At 59.2% G+C, this 16,478-nt stretch carries 15 protein-coding genes; 5 read left to right on the forward strand and 10 right to left on the reverse strand.

Features of this window, described 5'->3' with window-relative positions; all coding sequences use genetic code 11:
* Together AC0ZWN_RS13370 and AC0ZWN_RS13375 are read right to left on the reverse strand one after the other, a co-directional pair.
* On the reverse strand, positions 1 to 410 hold a 410-nt coding region (locus AC0ZWN_RS13370; protein ID WP_476335373.1), incomplete at its 3' end, for a hypothetical protein.
* Between the two features lie 397 nt (positions 411 to 807).
* Positions 808 to 1,017 carry a cold-shock protein gene (locus tag AC0ZWN_RS13375; protein ID WP_007908870.1) on the reverse strand — a complete coding sequence of 70 codons (210 nt, stop codon included), beginning with the start codon at positions 1,015 to 1,017 and terminating at the stop codon, positions 808 to 810.
* A 237-nt stretch (positions 1,018 to 1,254) separates the two neighbouring features.
* On the opposite strand from AC0ZWN_RS13375, the gene plsB reads away from it, so the two are divergent.
* The 3 genes from plsB (at position 1,255) to AC0ZWN_RS13390 (ending at position 4,988) form a co-directional block, all read left to right on the forward strand.
* Positions 1,255 to 3,756, forward strand: coding sequence for a glycerol-3-phosphate 1-O-acyltransferase PlsB (plsB, locus tag AC0ZWN_RS13380; protein ID WP_093436637.1), 2,502 nt, complete (start codon positions 1,255 to 1,257; stop codon positions 3,754 to 3,756).
* 116 nt (positions 3,757 to 3,872) lie between these two features.
* Positions 3,873 to 4,271, forward strand: coding sequence for a YbaY family lipoprotein (locus AC0ZWN_RS13385; RefSeq protein ID WP_476335375.1), 399 nt, complete (start codon positions 3,873 to 3,875; stop codon positions 4,269 to 4,271).
* 27 nt (positions 4,272 to 4,298) lie between these two features.
* The gene (locus AC0ZWN_RS13390; RefSeq protein WP_476335377.1) at positions 4,299 to 4,988 is read left to right on the forward strand and encodes a DUF4197 domain-containing protein; all 690 of its coding nucleotides are present in this window, start codon (positions 4,299 to 4,301) and stop codon (positions 4,986 to 4,988) included.
* Here AC0ZWN_RS13390 and AC0ZWN_RS13395 read toward each other — a convergent pair.
* The 3 genes from AC0ZWN_RS13395 to AC0ZWN_RS13405 form a co-directional block, all read right to left on the reverse strand.
* On the reverse strand, positions 4,985 to 6,376 hold the full coding sequence (locus tag AC0ZWN_RS13395; protein WP_476335379.1) for a Fic family protein: 1,392 nt from the start codon (positions 6,374 to 6,376) through the stop codon (positions 4,985 to 4,987). The two genes, AC0ZWN_RS13390 and AC0ZWN_RS13395, sit on opposite strands and share 4 nt — an antisense overlap.
* 800 nt (positions 6,377 to 7,176) lie before the next feature.
* Positions 7,177 to 10,245: an efflux RND transporter permease subunit gene (locus tag AC0ZWN_RS13400; protein ID WP_476335381.1), complete on the reverse strand. Its 3,069-nt coding sequence runs from the start codon at positions 10,243 to 10,245 to the stop codon at positions 7,177 to 7,179.
* 6 nt (positions 10,246 to 10,251) lie between these two features.
* Positions 10,252 to 11,352 (reverse strand): efflux RND transporter periplasmic adaptor subunit, encoded by a 1,101-nt coding sequence (locus tag AC0ZWN_RS13405; protein WP_476335382.1) that lies wholly within the window; start codon positions 11,350 to 11,352, stop codon positions 10,252 to 10,254.
* A 94-nt stretch (positions 11,353 to 11,446) separates the two neighbouring features.
* Between AC0ZWN_RS13405 and AC0ZWN_RS13410 the strand changes: the two genes are divergently transcribed.
* Positions 11,447 to 12,082 (forward strand): TetR/AcrR family transcriptional regulator, encoded by a 636-nt coding sequence (locus AC0ZWN_RS13410; RefSeq protein ID WP_099758114.1) that lies wholly within the window; start codon positions 11,447 to 11,449, stop codon positions 12,080 to 12,082.
* A gap of 105 nt (positions 12,083 to 12,187) precedes the next feature.
* Here AC0ZWN_RS13410 and AC0ZWN_RS13415 read toward each other — a convergent pair whose 3' ends face one another.
* Entirely contained in the window at positions 12,188 to 12,970 is a 783-nt protein-coding gene (locus tag AC0ZWN_RS13415) for a class I SAM-dependent methyltransferase (RefSeq protein WP_116254674.1), read from the reverse strand.
* A 92-nt stretch (positions 12,971 to 13,062) separates the two neighbouring features.
* On the opposite strand from AC0ZWN_RS13415, the gene AC0ZWN_RS13420 reads away from it, so the two are divergent.
* A complete protein-coding gene (locus tag AC0ZWN_RS13420; RefSeq protein ID WP_093436665.1) occupies positions 13,063 to 13,683 on the forward strand; it encodes an energy transducer TonB in 621 nt (206 codons plus the stop codon).
* A gap of 3 nt (positions 13,684 to 13,686) precedes the next feature.
* Here the strand turns inward: AC0ZWN_RS13420 and AC0ZWN_RS13425 are convergent, their stop codons facing one another.
* The 4 genes from AC0ZWN_RS13425 to AC0ZWN_RS13440 are packed head-to-tail and all read right to left on the reverse strand — an operon-like array spanning position 13,687 to position 16,407.
* On the reverse strand, positions 13,687 to 14,379 hold the full coding sequence (locus AC0ZWN_RS13425) for an extensin-like domain-containing protein (protein ID WP_476335385.1): 693 nt from the start codon (positions 14,377 to 14,379) through the stop codon (positions 13,687 to 13,689).
* 2 nt (positions 14,380 to 14,381) lie between these two features.
* Positions 14,382 to 15,203 carry an isocitrate lyase/PEP mutase family protein gene (locus AC0ZWN_RS13430; RefSeq protein WP_476335387.1) on the reverse strand — a complete coding sequence of 274 codons (822 nt, stop codon included), beginning with the start codon at positions 15,201 to 15,203 and terminating at the stop codon, positions 14,382 to 14,384.
* Between the two features lie 32 nt (positions 15,204 to 15,235).
* Complete coding sequence (locus tag AC0ZWN_RS13435; protein ID WP_116254583.1) at positions 15,236 to 16,096, reverse strand: DUF72 domain-containing protein; 861 nt, start codon at positions 16,094 to 16,096, stop codon at positions 15,236 to 15,238.
* Positions 16,096 to 16,407, reverse strand: a complete 312-nt coding sequence (locus tag AC0ZWN_RS13440; protein WP_093436677.1) for a hypothetical protein — start codon at positions 16,405 to 16,407, stop codon at positions 16,096 to 16,098. The genes AC0ZWN_RS13435 and AC0ZWN_RS13440 overlap by 1 nt, the downstream gene beginning before the upstream one ends.
* Between the last annotated feature and the right edge of the window lie 71 nt (positions 16,408 to 16,478).

Genomic DNA, 16,478 nt, shown 5'->3' on the forward strand with positions numbered 1-16,478 from the left:
TTCGCTGCCAGGCTCGGATAACTGACCTGGACGTTGGCTTCGGTGCCGAGCGTGTCGACGTTCAACTCACCCGTCGGTGCTTCGACCACCTTGAATACGTTCTGGCCCTGAGCACTGACCACGCGAATGCTCAGTGGCGACGAGGTAATCAGACTGCCCGCGCCACCTACCTTGTAGGTATAAGTGAGGTTGAACGTACGACCCTTGTTTTCGCTGATCCAGGCTTTGGGCAACTTGAAGGTCAGCGTGCCTGCGGTGGACACGGTCTGGATCGGCGCATCACGCAACGCCACACCGGTCAGGCGTACACCGACGGTGTCCTTCGCTGCCAGGCTCGGATAACTGACCTGGACGTTGGCTTCGCTGCCGAGCGTGTCGACGTTCAACTCACCGACTGGCGCTTCAACCACTTTGAATATCGAAGATTGCGCGTCAAACGTATTCTGAGTTTCGTTCTGTGATGGTGATGACTGAACCGTCATTGCCCGGAAGCCGGGTTGCGCAACCTCTGAGGGAGTGGGTTGCACCGAGCATCCAACAACTCCCATTATCAGAAAAATCGAAACACTCTTCCACATGGCCGCTTTCCTCTCGAACAGACAACGCCCTGGAAACTCTGATTCACAGGGATTTTGTTCCGCGAAGGTAAGCGTGAGAAAAAAAGACGTCTACTGTCATAACTGACAGGGTGATTGTTTATACAGCATTGAGTTCAGGACTTTCTCGCCCCAAAAAAGATCGCAGCCTGCGGCAGCGCCTTCAGGGTCATGTGCACACCCGTAGACTGCGATCTTTTGATCTTCAAGGTTACAGGCCTACAACATCCTCAGCCTGCAAACCCTTCTCGCCAGTAATCACTGCGTATTCAACCTGCTGGCCTTCAGTCAGCGACCGATGCCCTTCGCCGCGAATCGCGCGGTAGTGCACGAACACGTCCACCCCGTCTTCGCGCTGGATAAAGCCGTAGCCCTTGGCGTCGTTGAACCACTTCACGTTGCCGGTTTCACGTGTTGCCATCTGTTCATACTCCTTTTTTATTATTGGACTGGCTTTTCGCAGGAAAGCCTTTGCGGAACATCAGCCTGCGTCCGACGTCCATAAAAGGCCCCCGGCGACAGACCGCCGAGTATATGACAGGTGCGAAAAGTCTCAACAGGAGATTAGTTCGCCGCTTTTTTGCCGATTTTCGCCCAATACGGCAAACTGTCGCCCTCCCGAGCAACCGCTCGGTTTATCCACTCACGCAGAAGCCGTATGACCCGTTCCCCGTTCCGCCGTCTAGTGTTTGGCACCTTGCGCCGACTGTTGTACCTCTGGGTTCGCTCGGAAACGATCAACCAGTCGTCGCTCACCCTCAACCTCGACCGCAGTCGTCCGGTGTTCTACGTCCTGCAAAACCCTTCGCTGACCGATCTCGCCGTGGTCGACACCGAGTGCACCAAAGCCGGCCTTCCACGCCCCGTGCTGCCGGTGTCGGTGGGTTCGCTGATCGAGCCGGCGGCGTTTTTCTACCTGACGCCGGACCCGGACTGGCTCGGTCGCCAGGACAAGCGCGGCGCACCGCCGACCCTGACTCGCCTTGTCAGTGCCCTGACGCAGAACGCCGCCGAAGACGCGCAGATCATTCCGGTCAGCGTGTTCTGGGGCCAGTCGCCGGACAGCGAAAACAGTCCTTGGAAATTGTTGTTCGCCGACAGCTGGGCGGTCACCGGGCGCCTGCGTCGGCTGCTGAGCATCATCGTCCTCGGGCGCAAAACCCGCGTGCAGTTCTCCGCACCGATTCACCTGCGTGAGCTGATCGAGCACAACAAGGGCCACGAACGCACCGTGCGCATGGCCCAGCGCATCCTGCGCGTGCACTTTCGCAATCTGAAAGCAGCGGTCATCGGCCCGGACATTTCCCACCGTCGCAACCTGGTCAAAGGCCTGCTCAACCAGCCGCTGGTCAAGCAAGCGATCCTCGACGAAGCCGAACGCGAAAACATCTCTCCGGAGAAGGCCAAGGCTCAGGCTTTGCGCTACGGCAACGAGATTGCCTCGGACTATACCTACACCGCGATCCGCTTCCTTGAAGTGGTATTGAGCTGGTTCTGGAACAAGATCTACGACGGCATCAAGGTCAACCACATCGAAGGCGTGCAGAAGGTTGCGCAAGGTCACGAAGTGATCTACGTGCCTTGCCATCGCAGCCACATCGACTACCTGCTGCTCTCGTACCTGCTGTTCCGCAACGGCCTGACCCCGCCGCACATCGCCGCGGGGATCAATCTGAACATGCCGGTGATCGGCAGCCTGCTGCGCCGTGGCGGTGCGTTCTTCATGCGCCGCACGTTCAAGGGCAATCCGCTGTACACCTCGGTGTTCAACGAATATCTGCACACGCTGTTCACCAAAGGCTTCCCGGTCGAATACTTCGTCGAGGGTGGCCGCTCGCGCACCGGGCGCATGCTGCAACCGAAAACCGGCATGCTCGCCATTACGATGCGCAGCTTCCTGCGTTCGTCGCGGATGCCGATCGTGTTTGTGCCGGTGTACATCGGCTATGAGCGCGTGCTGGAGGGTCGCACCTACCTCGGCGAATTGCGTGGCGCGAGCAAGAAGAAAGAATCGATCTTCGACATTTTTAAAGTCATCGGCGCGCTCAAGCAGCGTTTCGGTCAGGTTGCGGTGAACTTCGGTGAGCCGATCAAACTGGCGGAGTTCCTCGACGCCGAGCAACCGGACTGGCGCCAGCAGGAACTCGGCCCGCAGTACAAACCGGCGTGGCTCAACGAGACCACCAATCGCCTCGGCGAAAAAGTTGCGCAGCATTTGAACGAAGCCGCTGCGATCAACCCGGTCAACCTGGTGGCGCTGGCACTGCTGTCGACTACGCGTCTGGCGCTGGATGATCGCGCCATGGCGCGAGTGCTGGATCTGTATCTGGCGCTGCTGCGCAAAGTCCCGTACTCGCCGCACACCACGCTGCCGGAAGGCGACGGCCGTGCGCTGATCGAGCATGTGAAAGACATGGACCTGCTCGCCGAGCAGAACGACGCGCTGGGCAAGATTCTCTATCTGGATGAGCAGAATGCCGTCCTGATGACCTACTACCGCAACAACGTGCTGCACATCTTCGCGTTGCCTGCACTGCTGGCGAGCTTCTTCCAGAGCGCTTCGCGCATGAGCCGCGAACAGATCCTACGCTACACCCGCGCGCTGTATCCGTACCTGCAATCTGAGCTGTTCATTCGCTGGACGCTGGACGAACTGGACGGTGTGGTCGATCAGTGGCTGGAAGCGTTCGTCGAACAAGGCCTGTTGCGTTTCGAGAAAGACGTCTATCTGCGTCCGGCGCCAAGTTCGCGGCATTTCGTGCTGCTGACGCTGCTGTCGAAGAGCATCGCCCAGACCTTGCAGCGCTTCTACATGACCGTGTCCTTGCTGCTCAACAGCGGCCAGAACAGCATCAGCGCCGAAGAACTGGAAGACCTCTGCACGGTCATGGCCCAGCGCCTGTCGATCCTCCACGGCCTCAACGCCCCGGAGTTCTTCGACAAGAGCCTGTTCCGTCACTTCATCCAGACAATGCTCGACCTCGACGTGCTGCGCCGCGACGAGGCCGGCAAACTGAGTTATCACGAGCTGCTCGGCGAACTCGCCGAAGGTGCAGCCAAACGCGTATTGCCGGCGGAAATTCGACTGTCGATCCGCCAGGTTGCGCTACATCGCAGTGAAGATGCTGCCGATCAGGTCATCACTCAACCCGAGACCTGATGAAAACCCTGTGGGAGCGAGCCTGCTCGCGAAGACGGAGTGTCAGACAACTGAAATGTTGAATGCTAAACCGCTATCGCGAGCAGGCTCGCTCCTACAATTGAATGGAGAACATCATGAAAAAACTGACTTTGCTCGCCGCCGCAACACTGCTCAGCGCCTGCCAGTCGACCACACCTGCCGGCAAGGTCGGCCTCGACGGTGAAGTGTTCTACCTGCAGCGCATCTCCCTGCCACCGAGCGCCACCCTCAGCGTCAGCCTGCAAGACGTTTCGCTGGCCGATGCGCCAGCCGTGGTACTGGACGAGCAGAAAGGTCCGGTCAAAGGCCAGGTGCCGCTGCCCTTCCACTTGAGCTACGATCCAGCGCAGATCAAACCTGGCCACCGTTACTCGGTCAGCGCGCGCATTGAAGTCAACGGTGAGTTGATGTTCATCACCACCGAAAACCACGCCGTGCAACTCGACGGCAACGACCCGCAGCCGCTGAAAATCCGCGTCGACGCCGTTCGTTAATTCACTTTCTGCAACAAGGAAGCCGCCATGCTCCGCCCTACCCTTCGCTTCGCCGGCCTGTGCGCAGGCCTGATGATCTCCGCCAGCGCGCTGGCCCTGTCGCTCAGTGACCTTTCGCAAAAAGACGCCACCGGCGGCCTCAAGGATGCCCTGACCCAAGGCGCACAAATCGCCGTCAAGCAACTGGGCACACCCGGCGGCTTCAGCAACAACCCGGACGTGAAGATCGAACTGCCGGGCAAACTCGGCAAAGCCGCGAGCAAGATGAAAGCCTTCGGCATGGGCGCTCAGGTTGAAGAACTGGAAACCGCGATGAACAAAGCGGCGGAAAGCGCTGTAACTCAAGCCCAGCCCATCCTCGTCGACGCCGTGAAGAAAATGAGCGTGGCAGACGCCAAAGGCATCCTCAGCGGCGGCAAGGACTCGGCCACGCAATACCTCGACAAATCCAGCCGCGAACAGATCCGCGCCAAGTTCCTGCCGATCGTCAAACAGGCGACCGACAAGGTTGGCGTAGCACAGAAGTACAACTCGTTCGCTGGTCAGGCTGCTGCGTTTGGCGTTGTCGATGCGAAGAGCGCCAACGTTCAGAATTACGTGACCGAGCAGGCGCTGAATGGCTTGTTCGAAATGATCGGCAAACAGGAAGAAACCATCCGCCAGAACCCGGCTGCTGCGGCGACCAGTTTGGCGAAGAAGGTGTTCGGTACGCTCTAAGCAGTCAGAGCACGGGGGCGAATCCACTCGCTCCCGTGCTTCCCTCCACGTAAGGGACTACGTAAAAAGAACACCCACTCCCGTCCCATCTTCTTTTTCTCAAAAACCTGTAACTGGCCCAGCCCCTTCAGAACCAAAGCCGCCTCGCGGTGCGAGCAAACAAAATTTTCCGCCACATTGCTCGCTGTGAACTCCTTCGCCACCCCGTTTTTTGCCGCCTGATACACCGCGTGTTGTTTTTTCGTCATCTGATCGAAGCAGCCAGAATTCGTCAGCCAGCGCTCGAACTCTTCGGCGTAGGCCACGCTCTCGCGATAAACATCCGTAAACCCGAGCACCGCTCGCTGAATGACCGAACACTGGAACTCGATGAAATAAGTCAGATCCAGCTCATCCGCCTCTGTATGCAGATATGAGCGTCCGTATTTCACCGGCGCATTACGCAGTAACAAACTGATCGCAACGTAGCGAAACGCCGCAAACTCGTTCTTGAACATGAACCAGTAAAACAACGCCCTTGCGACCCGTCCGTTGCCGTCACGAAAGGGATGTTCGTAACCCAAGGCAAAGTGCAGCGTAATTGCCTTGATCATCGGATGCAGATAGGTCTTCTCTTGCGGTGAGCCGTCGGGCAGGTTGACCCACTGCGACAGTCGCTCCAGCCGCGACACCAATCCTGCTGCAGGTGGTGGTCGGTGCACGGTGTTGCCCGCCCCGTCCTGAACGACCACTTCGTCATTGATCCTGAACACCCCGGGGGAATACTGCTCGTCATCAATGCCCTCGACCCCCACCCGATGAATCGCTGCGATCAGATCCACGCTCATGGGTTCGTAACGTCTCTCCCAGGCAAAATTCATCATCCGGTAATTACCCATCACCATGCGTTCATCCGGAGTACGGGGCAGACGCTGCTGCTTGAGCATGTCCTTGGCTACGCGCGTGGTAGTCGCCGCGCCCTCCAGCTGACTACTGGCGATGGCCTCGTCTTCGATCAGATCGTTCAGCAGATAACTGAAATGCGCCCGCTCGCCGATCTGGCTGGTCATGAATTCCAGCGCGGCCGTACTGGTCTGCCGATCGACGATGGAGATGGTTTTCTGTGCCAAAGGGGTCAACAGATACTTGCCCCACTGCACCGGTTCGCCCAGCGGCAGAAGGTCGATGTACTGGGCCGCCCGCGCCTTCTTGACCAACGCCCAACAAAGTTTGGCATCCAGCCCCGCCGCCCAGCGATAACGCAACGCTTCAAATGGCAGATAACGCCCTTGATCATCGAGCGGCTTGAGCAGCGCAAGATAATCAGCCAGACGATGCTTGTGGGGTGGGCGCACCAGCAAATCGAACACCGGGTCGGATCGGCCCTTCAAGGATGGAGGCTTTTTCATCAAGGCGGACTCAAGGACTCTGGAAAAGCAGAGGCTTGAGTACAGCATTAGCGGCACCCTGGCTCAATATCAGAGGTTTCTGAAAAAGATGTAGGAAGTCGCAGGAGCAGAACGAGCAATGGATATTCAGACAGACAGGTAGCGACTGACGGGCCGTCATCGCTGGCAAGCCAGCTCCCACAATTTGAACTGGGTGCATTCAGGCAGAGGATCGTTGGATTTCAGAACGCCTTCGCGAGCAAGCTCGCTCCCACAGTTGGATTGCGTACATCTGCAAAAAATAGGTCAGCTGTCAGGCCGCCTTCGCGAGCAAGCTCGCTCCCACAGTTGGATTGCGTACATCTGCAAAAAACAGATCGGCTGTTAGGCCGCCTTCGCGAGCAAGCTCACTCCCACAGAAAAGCGAGAGCAGATCGCTTCTGCTCCTCACCACTCAACAGGATGAGCGTTAGCTCGGCTGCAGCTTTTGATCTTGATCTTAAGGCCCGTCGGCAGGCTGAGTGGAGGGATTGATCCGGGGGTGGGAGCGCAGCGACCGTTCGACGAAGTCGAACACATCGAGAGGAGGTGCAGCGAAGCAAACCGTAGGCGATGCGCCCGGATCGATCCCGGAGCGAAGGAACCCCGAGCCCCAGCGAGCGGGCCGAACGTCAGGGCAAAGACCTTTGGTTCCTTTGGGGCGTTTGCCAAAGGGACTCGCTGTAAGAGCGAAACCGCCAGCGGCAGCACCCGCAGAAACGGATATACACCCAAAACCCCAAGAACATGGTCGGCCCGAAGGCCGCCACGTCACAAAAGAATCAAGCGCCCTTACGCACCCGGAACCAAGCCGCATACAACGCCGGCAAAAACAACAGCGTCAGCGCAGTCGCAACAATCAACCCACCCATGATCGCCACCGCCATCGGCCCAAAAAACACACTACGTGACAACGGAATCATCGCCAGCACCGCCGCCAGCGCCGTCAACACAATCGGCCTGAAGCGTCGAACCGTAGCCTCGATAATCGCCTGCCAAGGCTTAAGCCCCGAAGCAATGTCCTGCTCGATCTGATCCACCAGAATCACCGAATTGCGCATGATCATCCCGGACAGTGCAATCGTCCCCAACATCGCCACAAACCCGAACGGCTGACGGAACACCATCAAAAACAGCGTCACCCCGATCAACCCCAGCGGCGCCGTCAAAAACACCATCACCGTGCGCGAAAAACTGCGCAACTGCACCATCAGCAAGGTCAGCACCACCACGATGAACATCGGCACCCCGGCATTCACCGACTTCTGCCCACGCTCGGAATCCTCCACCGTACCGCCGACATCCAACAAATAACCATCGGGCAACTCGGCGCGAATCGAATCCAGCGTCGGCATGATCTGCTTCACCAATGTCGCCGGCTGCTCCTTGCCATAAATATCCGCACGCACGGTCACGTTCGGCAGACGATTGCGATGCCAGATAATCCCTTCCTCAAAGCCATATTCGAGCGTGGCAATCTGCGACAACGCCACACTGCGGCCGTTGTCCGTCGGCACCGCCAGACTCGGCAACAAGGACAATTCAGTGCGCTCATGCACCGTGCCGCGCAGCAGAATCTCGATCAATTCGTTGTCTTCGCGATACTGACTGACACTCGACCCGGTCAACGAACTCTGCAGAAATTTCGCCAGATTCGCCGTGCTTACACCCAGCGCCCGGGCACGATCCTGATCGATATTCAGATACACGACTTTGCTCGGTTCCTCCCAATCCAGATGCACATTGACCACATGCGGATTCTCGCGAACCTTGGCTGCCACCTTACGCGCCAGCGCGCGAACTTCTTCGATGTGTTCACCGGTCACGCGGAACTGCACCGGATAACCAACCGGCGGACCGTTTTCCAGACGCGTAACCCGCGAACGCAGCGCCGGGAATTGCTCGTTAAGCGTTTCAATCAACCAACTGCGCAGCGCCTCACGCTCCTCGATGTTCTTCGCCAACACCACAAACTGCGCGAAGCTCGCCGCCGGCAATTGCTGATCGAGCGGCAGATAGAAACGCGGCGATCCGGTGCCAACATAGGCGACGTAATTGTCGATGCCGGCGTGATCCTTGAGCATCGCTTCCAGACGTTTGACTTCACCGGTGGTATTGGCCAGCGACGCACCCTCAGCCAGTTTCAGATCGACCATCAACTCCAGCCGATTCGAGGCCGGGAAAAACTGCTGCGGGACGAAACGGAACAACATCACCGAGGCGATAAACAGCCCCACCGTCAGCACGATCACGGTCTTGCGGTGCGACACGCACCACTCCACCAAGCGCCGAACGCGCTGATAAAACGGCGTGCCATACGGATCAGCCTGACCATCGGCGGTACCGTGTTTGGCCGCATGAATTTTCGCCAGATCCGGCAGGAGTTTTTCCCCCAGATACGGCACGAACATCACCGCCGCGACCCAGGACGCGAGCAAGGCGATGGTCACCACCTGGAAGATCGAACGTGTGTATTCGCCAGTGCCGGATTGCGCCGTGGCAATCGGCAGAAACCCGGCGGCGGTGATCAACGTACCGGTGAGCATAGGGAACGCGGTACTGGTCCAGGCATAGCTCGCCGCGCGAATACGGTCAAAGCCCTGCTCCATTTTGATCGCCATCATTTCCACGGCGATGATCGCGTCGTCCACCAGCAAGCCCAGCGCCAGCACCAACGCGCCAAGGGAGATCTTGTGCAGGCCGATGCCGAGGTAATACATGCAGGCGAAGGTCATCGCCAGCACCAGTGGAATGGTCAGTGCCACGACCATGCCGGTGCGCACGCCGAGGGAGAAGAAGCTCACCAGCAAGACAATCGCCAGCGCCTCGACCAGCACCTGGACGAACTCGCCGACTCCGGTTTTCACCGCCGCCGGCTGATCGGAAACCTTGCGCAGTTGCATGCCGGCCGGAAGGTTTTTCTGGATGCGCGAGAACTCGCCTTCCAGCGCTTTACCCAGCACCAGAATGTCGCCGCCATCCTTCATCGCCACCGCGAGACCAATCGCATCTTCGCCCATGAAGCGCATGCGCGGCGCCGGTGGATCGTTGAACCCGCGACGCACATCGGCGACATCGGAGATGCGGAACGTGCGATCACCGACGCGGATCGGGAAGTTCTTTATCTCCTCTACCGTCTGAAAATTCCCCGAGACCCGCAGTTGCAGGCGCTCGCTACCGGTTTCAAAGAACCCGGCGGTGGACACCGCATTCTGCTCTTGCAGCGCTTGTTGCACCGCCGACAGCGGCAAGCCAAGGGTCGCCAGCTTGACGTTGGACAGCTCGACCCAGATCTTCTCGTCCTGCAAACCGAGCAAGTCGACCTTGCCGACATCCTTGACCCGTTGCAGCTGAATCTGGATGCGATCGGCGTAATCCTTGAGCACCGCGTAATCGAAACCGTCGCCGGTCAGCGCATAGATATTGCCGAACGTGGTGCCGAATTCATCGTTGAAGAACGGCCCCTGAACATCCGGCGGCAAGGTCTGACGAATATCGCTGACCTTCTTGCGCACCTGATACCAGAGGTCGGGGATTTCCTTGGAATGCATCGAATCGCGAGCAATGAAGGTGACCTGGGATTCACCGGGGCGCGAGAAAGAGACGATGCGTTCGTATTCACCGGTTTCCATCAGTTTCTTTTCAATACGCTCGGTGACCTGCCGCGAGACTTCCTGCGCGGTCGCGCCCGGCCAGCGAGTCTGGATCACCATCGCTTTGAAGGTGAACGGCGGGTCTTCGCTCTGGCCGAGTTTGGTGTAGGACAACGCACCGACGATGGCCAGCAAAAGCATCAGGAACAGTACGATCTGGCGATTACGCAGCGCCCATTCGGAAAGGTTGAAGCGCATCGGGACTTACTCCTTGTCCGCCAGATTGACCACGCGATTGGAGCGATCCACCGGACGCACCTGCTGCCCTTCGAGCAACACATGCACGCCAGCAGCCACCACCCAGTCACTGGCGTTCAAGCCTTCGAGTACCGGCACGGTTTTCTCGCCGAACGGGCCGATGCGCACCGGGGTTTTCTTCAAAGTGTTGTTGGCGCTGACGACCCAGACGTAGGTCGCGCCGTTTTCGGCGGTGAGTGCCGAGAGCGGCACCGAGAGGGAAACGCTATCGGCCGATTGCACAAACACCCGGGCGCTCTGCCCCAGTTCGGCCGGGACTTTGCCGCTGACGAAAGAAATGCGCGCAGCGAAAGTGCGCGAGCGTGGATCGGCGGCGGGCGACAGTTCGCGGATTTGCCCGGCGAAGCGCTGGTTCTGCTGTGTCCACAGTTCGACGGTCACAGGCTGGCCAACCTTGAAGCGCCCGAAGCTCTGCTCCGGCAGGCTGATCAGTACTTCGCGCTCGCCATCAGTGGCAAGAGTGAAAACAGTCTGTCCGGCGGCAACCACTTGTCCCACTTCGACCGAACGCTTGGCGACCACGCCATCCTGCGGCGCACGCAGCACCGCGTAACTGGCCTGATTGGTCGACACGTTGAATTCGGCTTTGATCTGTTTAAGGCGGGCTTCACCGGAGCGGTAAAGGTTTTCGGCATTGTCGTAGGCCGAGCGGCTGACCATCTGCCGATCCATCAGGGTTTTGTAGCGATCACGTTCGGCGCGGACCAGATTGAGATTGGCTTCGGCGGCAGCCACCTGGGCGCGGGTGGCTTCCAGTTGCAGGCGCACGTCCTGCGGATCGAGTTCGGCGAGTGGCTGATCAGCCTTCACGCGCTGACCTTCATCGACCAGTCGTCGGCTGACTTTGCCGCCAATGCGGAATGCCAGATCCGGTTCGTAGCGGGCGCGCACCTCGCCCGGATAACTTTCCATCGCCTGTGCCGAAGGCTCTGGCTGCACCACCATGGCTGGTCGCACGGCGACTTGCGTCGCCTCTTCCTGACCGCATGCTGACAAAAGGAACGCCAGACTCACTGGCAACGCGAGGGACAACGCATGGCGGAACATGGTGACGGACCTTTCGCTAATGGTGCTTGGAATAATTATACTGGCGGGTATGTTATTAATAGCAAACTCACCAGTCCAGTATTAAAAGCGAAGAATGTCGAACAATCTTTCAGCTCCAAACGGCCCGGGCCGCCCCAAGGATCTGGCCAAGCGCCAGGCGATCCTCGACGCGGCGAAAATTCTGTTTCTGAGTCATGGCTACGCCAACACCAGCATGGACGCGGTCGCCAGCGAGGCCGGCGTGTCGAAGTTGACGGTCTACAGCCATTTCAACGACAAGGAGACGCTGTTCTCCGCTGCCGTGGTGGCCAAATGCGAGGAGCAATTACCGCCGCTGTTCTTCGAATTGCCCGAAGGCATCGCCGTCGAAAATGTGTTGCTGAACATTGCGCGAGGCTTTCATCACCTGATCAACAGCGATGAATCGGTGAATCTGCACCGTTTGATCATGGCGCTCGGCAGTCAGGATCCGAAGCTGTCGCTGATCTTCTTCGAGGCGGGTCCGCAGCGCATGGTGCAGGGCATGGAACGGTTGTTGACGCGCATCCACGAGACCGGCGCGCTGAGCATCGATCTGCCGCGCAATGCTGCTGAGCATTTCTTCTGCCTGATCAAGGGCGCGGGGAATTTTCGTTTGTTGTATGGCTGTGGTGAACCGTTGAGCGAAGAGGCTTCGGAGAGCCATATTCAGGAAGTGGTGGGGTTGTTTATGCGTGCTTACAGGCCCTGACTTTTAAGGTGTCTGAGGGGACGCCTTCGCGAGCAAGCTCGCTCCCACATTGGAATGCATTTCAAATGTGGGAGCGAGCTTGCTCGCGAATGGGGGCAACTCGGTTTAAGGCTTGAGCGCTTTCTTCGGGTAGATATCGTATCGACTGGACTTGCCATCCAGCGCATGACTCGGCTTCGGCCCCGCAATGCACGGCGCCTTGCGCGGTCGCTTGACCACCACCCGGTGCGTGGCCAGTGCCAACGCGGCTTCGAGCAACGCCGGCGCATCTGGATCATCGCCCACCAGCGGCCGGAACAGACGCATCTCCTTTTTCACCAGCGCGGTCTTCTCTCGGTGCGGAAACATCGGGTCGAGGTAGATCACCTGCGGCGCCTCACCCTCCCAGTTCTGCATGACCTCGATGGAGTTGCCCTTGAGCAATTTCATCCGCGCCACAATCGGCGCCACGTCGAAATCTTCCGCCGCGCGCGCCAGACCATCCTCCAGCAAGGCGCCGATCAGCGGCTGGCGTTCGATCAGGCTCATCTCGCAACCGAGGCTGGCCAGCACGAACGCATCCTTGCCCAATCCCGCCGTGGCATCCAGCACGCGCGGGCGCACGCCTTGGGCGATGCCGACAGCCTTGGCGATCATCTGCCCGCTGCCGCCGCCGTATAGCCGACGATGCGCAGCGCCGCCCTCAACAAAGTCGACCCGCACCGGCCCCGGTGCGTCCGGGCCGAGCTGTTGCAGTTGCAAACCCTGCTCGCCGACCTGCAAGGCGAACTCGCCGTCCGCCACTGCAAGCGGCAGACCGAGGCGTTCGGCCCACTGCTCGGCTTGCGCTTCAAACGTCGGGCCGAGAGCCTGGACATGGATGCGGCAGGCCGCGGGTTGCTCGATCATGGAAAACACGCTCAAAAATTCAAGGATCGGCAAATACCGCCGATAATTCATTCAACGCGCATTTTGCCAGAGCTGAGCGTCAACCGAAAAAAATGTCAGGCATTCTTCCCACATCGATTGGCTACATCTCGCCCCATGGCGACTTTAGCCGTCATAACACTCAAGCACTGAGCGGCGTCAGTCACCTGTGGCAGGATTTCTTTGCCCAAGCGATGGCCGAACAGACGAGTGAAGTGGTGCCTGCCTGCGGTACATTTCCGCCGGTTGACCTGAGCAGCCCGGAAGAACCGACCATCGGCAGCGAGCTGCACGCGCACATCGTCAGCCAGCGCGAGTGCGATGTGGTGGAAACCGAAGTGCGTCCGCCAGAGCCGCTGTTCCTGCCGATCGCCGAATTCGAAATGGAACTGCTGGACAAGCCGTTCCCGCCATTCCCGCCAGAAGAACTGCAAGCTCAGCAGGCGCAGCAGGATTTCGACAGCAGTTGGGTTCGCCCGGTGGTGATCAACAATGGTCAGCCCGTTCCAGAGCCTGGCCCGGCCCCGCAGAAGAAGCCGCTTTACCTGCCGATTGCCGAGTTCGATCTGGATCTGTTGCAAAAGCCTTACCCGCCGTTCCCGCCGGAAGAAATCGTCGAGCAACAGAAAGCACTGGACTTTGATAACGGTTGGGCGCGCCCGATCGTTCTGCAGAACCTGCGCCTCGCCGCCTGACCCTCAGCGACACACGCTCCAGCGCCCGACATCGACATGAAAGTGATTGCGGTGGGCGGTGTTGTAATCCGGACCCAAGACAACACTGAACGCCTCGCAGGCGCCATCGCGCACCTGACGCAGAAATTGTGCGTCTTGATTTTGCTTCGGCCAGTCCTTGAGCACGCTGATGCTGCGGCCGTCGGCGAGACGAAACCCGGAGATGTCCAGCGCATCGGCACTGGCATGGCGGCTGAGCGCGCCGCTTTCGCGATTGTAGATATTGCGACAGGCGAAGCTGCCGAGGTGATCAAGGCGTGCGACCTTCTGCCCGTAAACGGATTGTGCGGCGGGTTGCAGCGTGTGCTGTTCAAACATCGCGTAGGCCACCGCCAGCGGGCAACTGGCGAGGAAACTGCTGCTCAGCGCCACCTCACCGCCCTGTACGCGCAAGGCACCGATCAGCGGGCACTTGGCGTCGGGACTGTCGGCTTGCCGAGTGACGCGAAGATCAGAGCTGTTCAACGCCTGGGCACAGAGTTCGGGGTCACTGCGCAAACGCATCAGCTTGTAGCCGGTCAGCCAGTTGGGCGCGGCTTTTACGTCCAGTGGCGCCCATGGATTCCATGACGGCGGCACATCCAGCCAACCGCGCCACACACTGATCAACGCGCCGCCAGTGATCAGCAACACGGTCAGTGCGATCCACCGCCCCATGCTCAGCCTTTGAAGAATTGATTGGCTTTGGCGTACGGCATCGACTGCGAGGTAAACCCGAAAGTGCCGGATTGCTGGATTTCTTCAGCGGCACGGAAGAATTCGCCGAACGCCGCCAACGCCAGTGCCGAACCGGTACTGATGCGCCGCACACCCATTTCTTGCAGCTCCTGCACGGTCAGTTTCAAACCGCCGGACATCAGCACATTGACCGGTTTCGGCGCCACCGCACGCACCACTGCCAGCACTTCTTCGGCGCTGCGCAAACCTGGCGCATACAACACGTCAGCCCCTGCCTCGGCGAAGGCCTGCAGGCGGCGAATGGTGTCGTTGAGATCGGGATTACCGTGCAGGTAGTTTTCCGCCCGCGCGGTGAGGATGAAGGGAAAGGGTAGCGAGCGCACCGCAGCGACAGCGGCCTCGATGCGCGCCACAGCGTGTTCGAAGCAATAGATTGGCGCATCCGCGCGGCCCGTGGCGTCTTCAATCGAACCACCAACAGCGCCGGCCTCGGCAGCACGCAGCAGACTCTTGGCGCATTCAGCCGGGTCATCAGCGAAACCGTTTTCCAGATCCACCGCTACCGGCAAATCGGTGGCGGCGACAATCGCGCGGACATTGGCCAAGGTCTCATCAAGGCTCAACGCGCCATCGGCCTTGCCTTGGGAAAACGCATAACCGGCACTGGTGGTCGCCAAGGCCTGATAGCCGAGACTGGCGAGCATTTTTGCCGCCCCCGCATCCCACGGATTAGGAATCACGAAAATCCCCGATTGTTCATGCAGGGCTTTGAAGGCGTGGGCTTTACGGGCTTGAGCATCCATCGGCAGGCTCCTGGGCTGGAAAAAAATCCGCTTCAGAGCAGGCCAAGTTGCTCCGCGGCGGGTTCTCTGTATAGCGCAGGCAGCGCTGGCAGGCCAGGCAAACGTTGCATCAGTTGTGCGTGAAAACGTTGCGCCAGTTTCGCCGCCAGCAGGTTATCGGCGGTGTGCAGGAAGATGTACGGCGTGCGGCCCTCTTCGATCCACTCGGCGATTTTCGCCACCCACGGCACTAGGAACGGGTCGTTGGCTTCCAGTTCCGGATGGCCAATGAAGCGCACTTGCGGGAACTGGGTGAACGCCGCCGGGCGCGTCGGCACGCGTGGCTTTTTCGATTGCGCGTGGATTACCGAAGATTCAGTCGACAGGCAACTGAACAGCGCACGCGGGTCGAGGCAGATGCGCTCAACGCCACGATCCAGCAGCAGGCGATTGAGCAGACGTTCGCTCTCGCCCTTGGCGAAGAACTGTTCATGGCGCACTTCCACCGCCAACGGGCAATCCAGCGCATCAATAAACGCCGCCAGTTCCGGCAGGCGATGCGGCGTGAAGCTTTTCGACAATTGCAGCCACATCGGCGAGACGCGCTCACCGAGGGGTTTGAGTAATTGCAGAAATGTTTCGGCGGCGGTCAGTTGCTCGCGCAGGTCACCGCTGTGGCTGATGTCGCCGGGGAATTTGGCGGTGAAGCGAAAGTGCTCGGGCATGACCTCGGCCCAACGCTGCACCGTGGCGGGCGACGGGCTGGCGTAGAAGGTCGTGTTGCCTTCAACGGCGTTGAACACTTGGGAATAGAGACCGAGGAAATCGGAGGTTTTGGCGTCTACCGGGTACAGATACTCGCGCCAGGCGTTTTCGCTCCAGGACGGACAACCGAGGTAGTAAGGCAGACCCATCAGATATACAGATCGAGGCCCAGCACGTCTGCATCCCAATCGACAAAACCGGCGGTGCTCAGGTAGCTGGCGAGGGCCATCGCTACGCTTTTGCTCATGGCGCGGTGGTAAATCATGTCTTGTTGGCGGGCGGGCAGATTGCTCAGGCGTTGCGCGGCGGCTTTGGCGGCAGCACGGGCAGCCAGTTGCTCTTCAGTCGGAAATTCCAGCTCACCGTCGATGTCATCGACGGACTCATCCACGGTCACATGGCCTTTGCGAGGCTTGCGCTTGATGGGGTAGGACTGAGAGGAAAGGCCGTCTATACGCATAATTTCATGCTCGGTATCAATGATGGCAATTTAGCGGCACTTGACCGACTTAGCAAACTGCCGAGTGATAA

This window comes from Pseudomonas sp. 3B-A001-10F, from assembly GCF_056313565.1.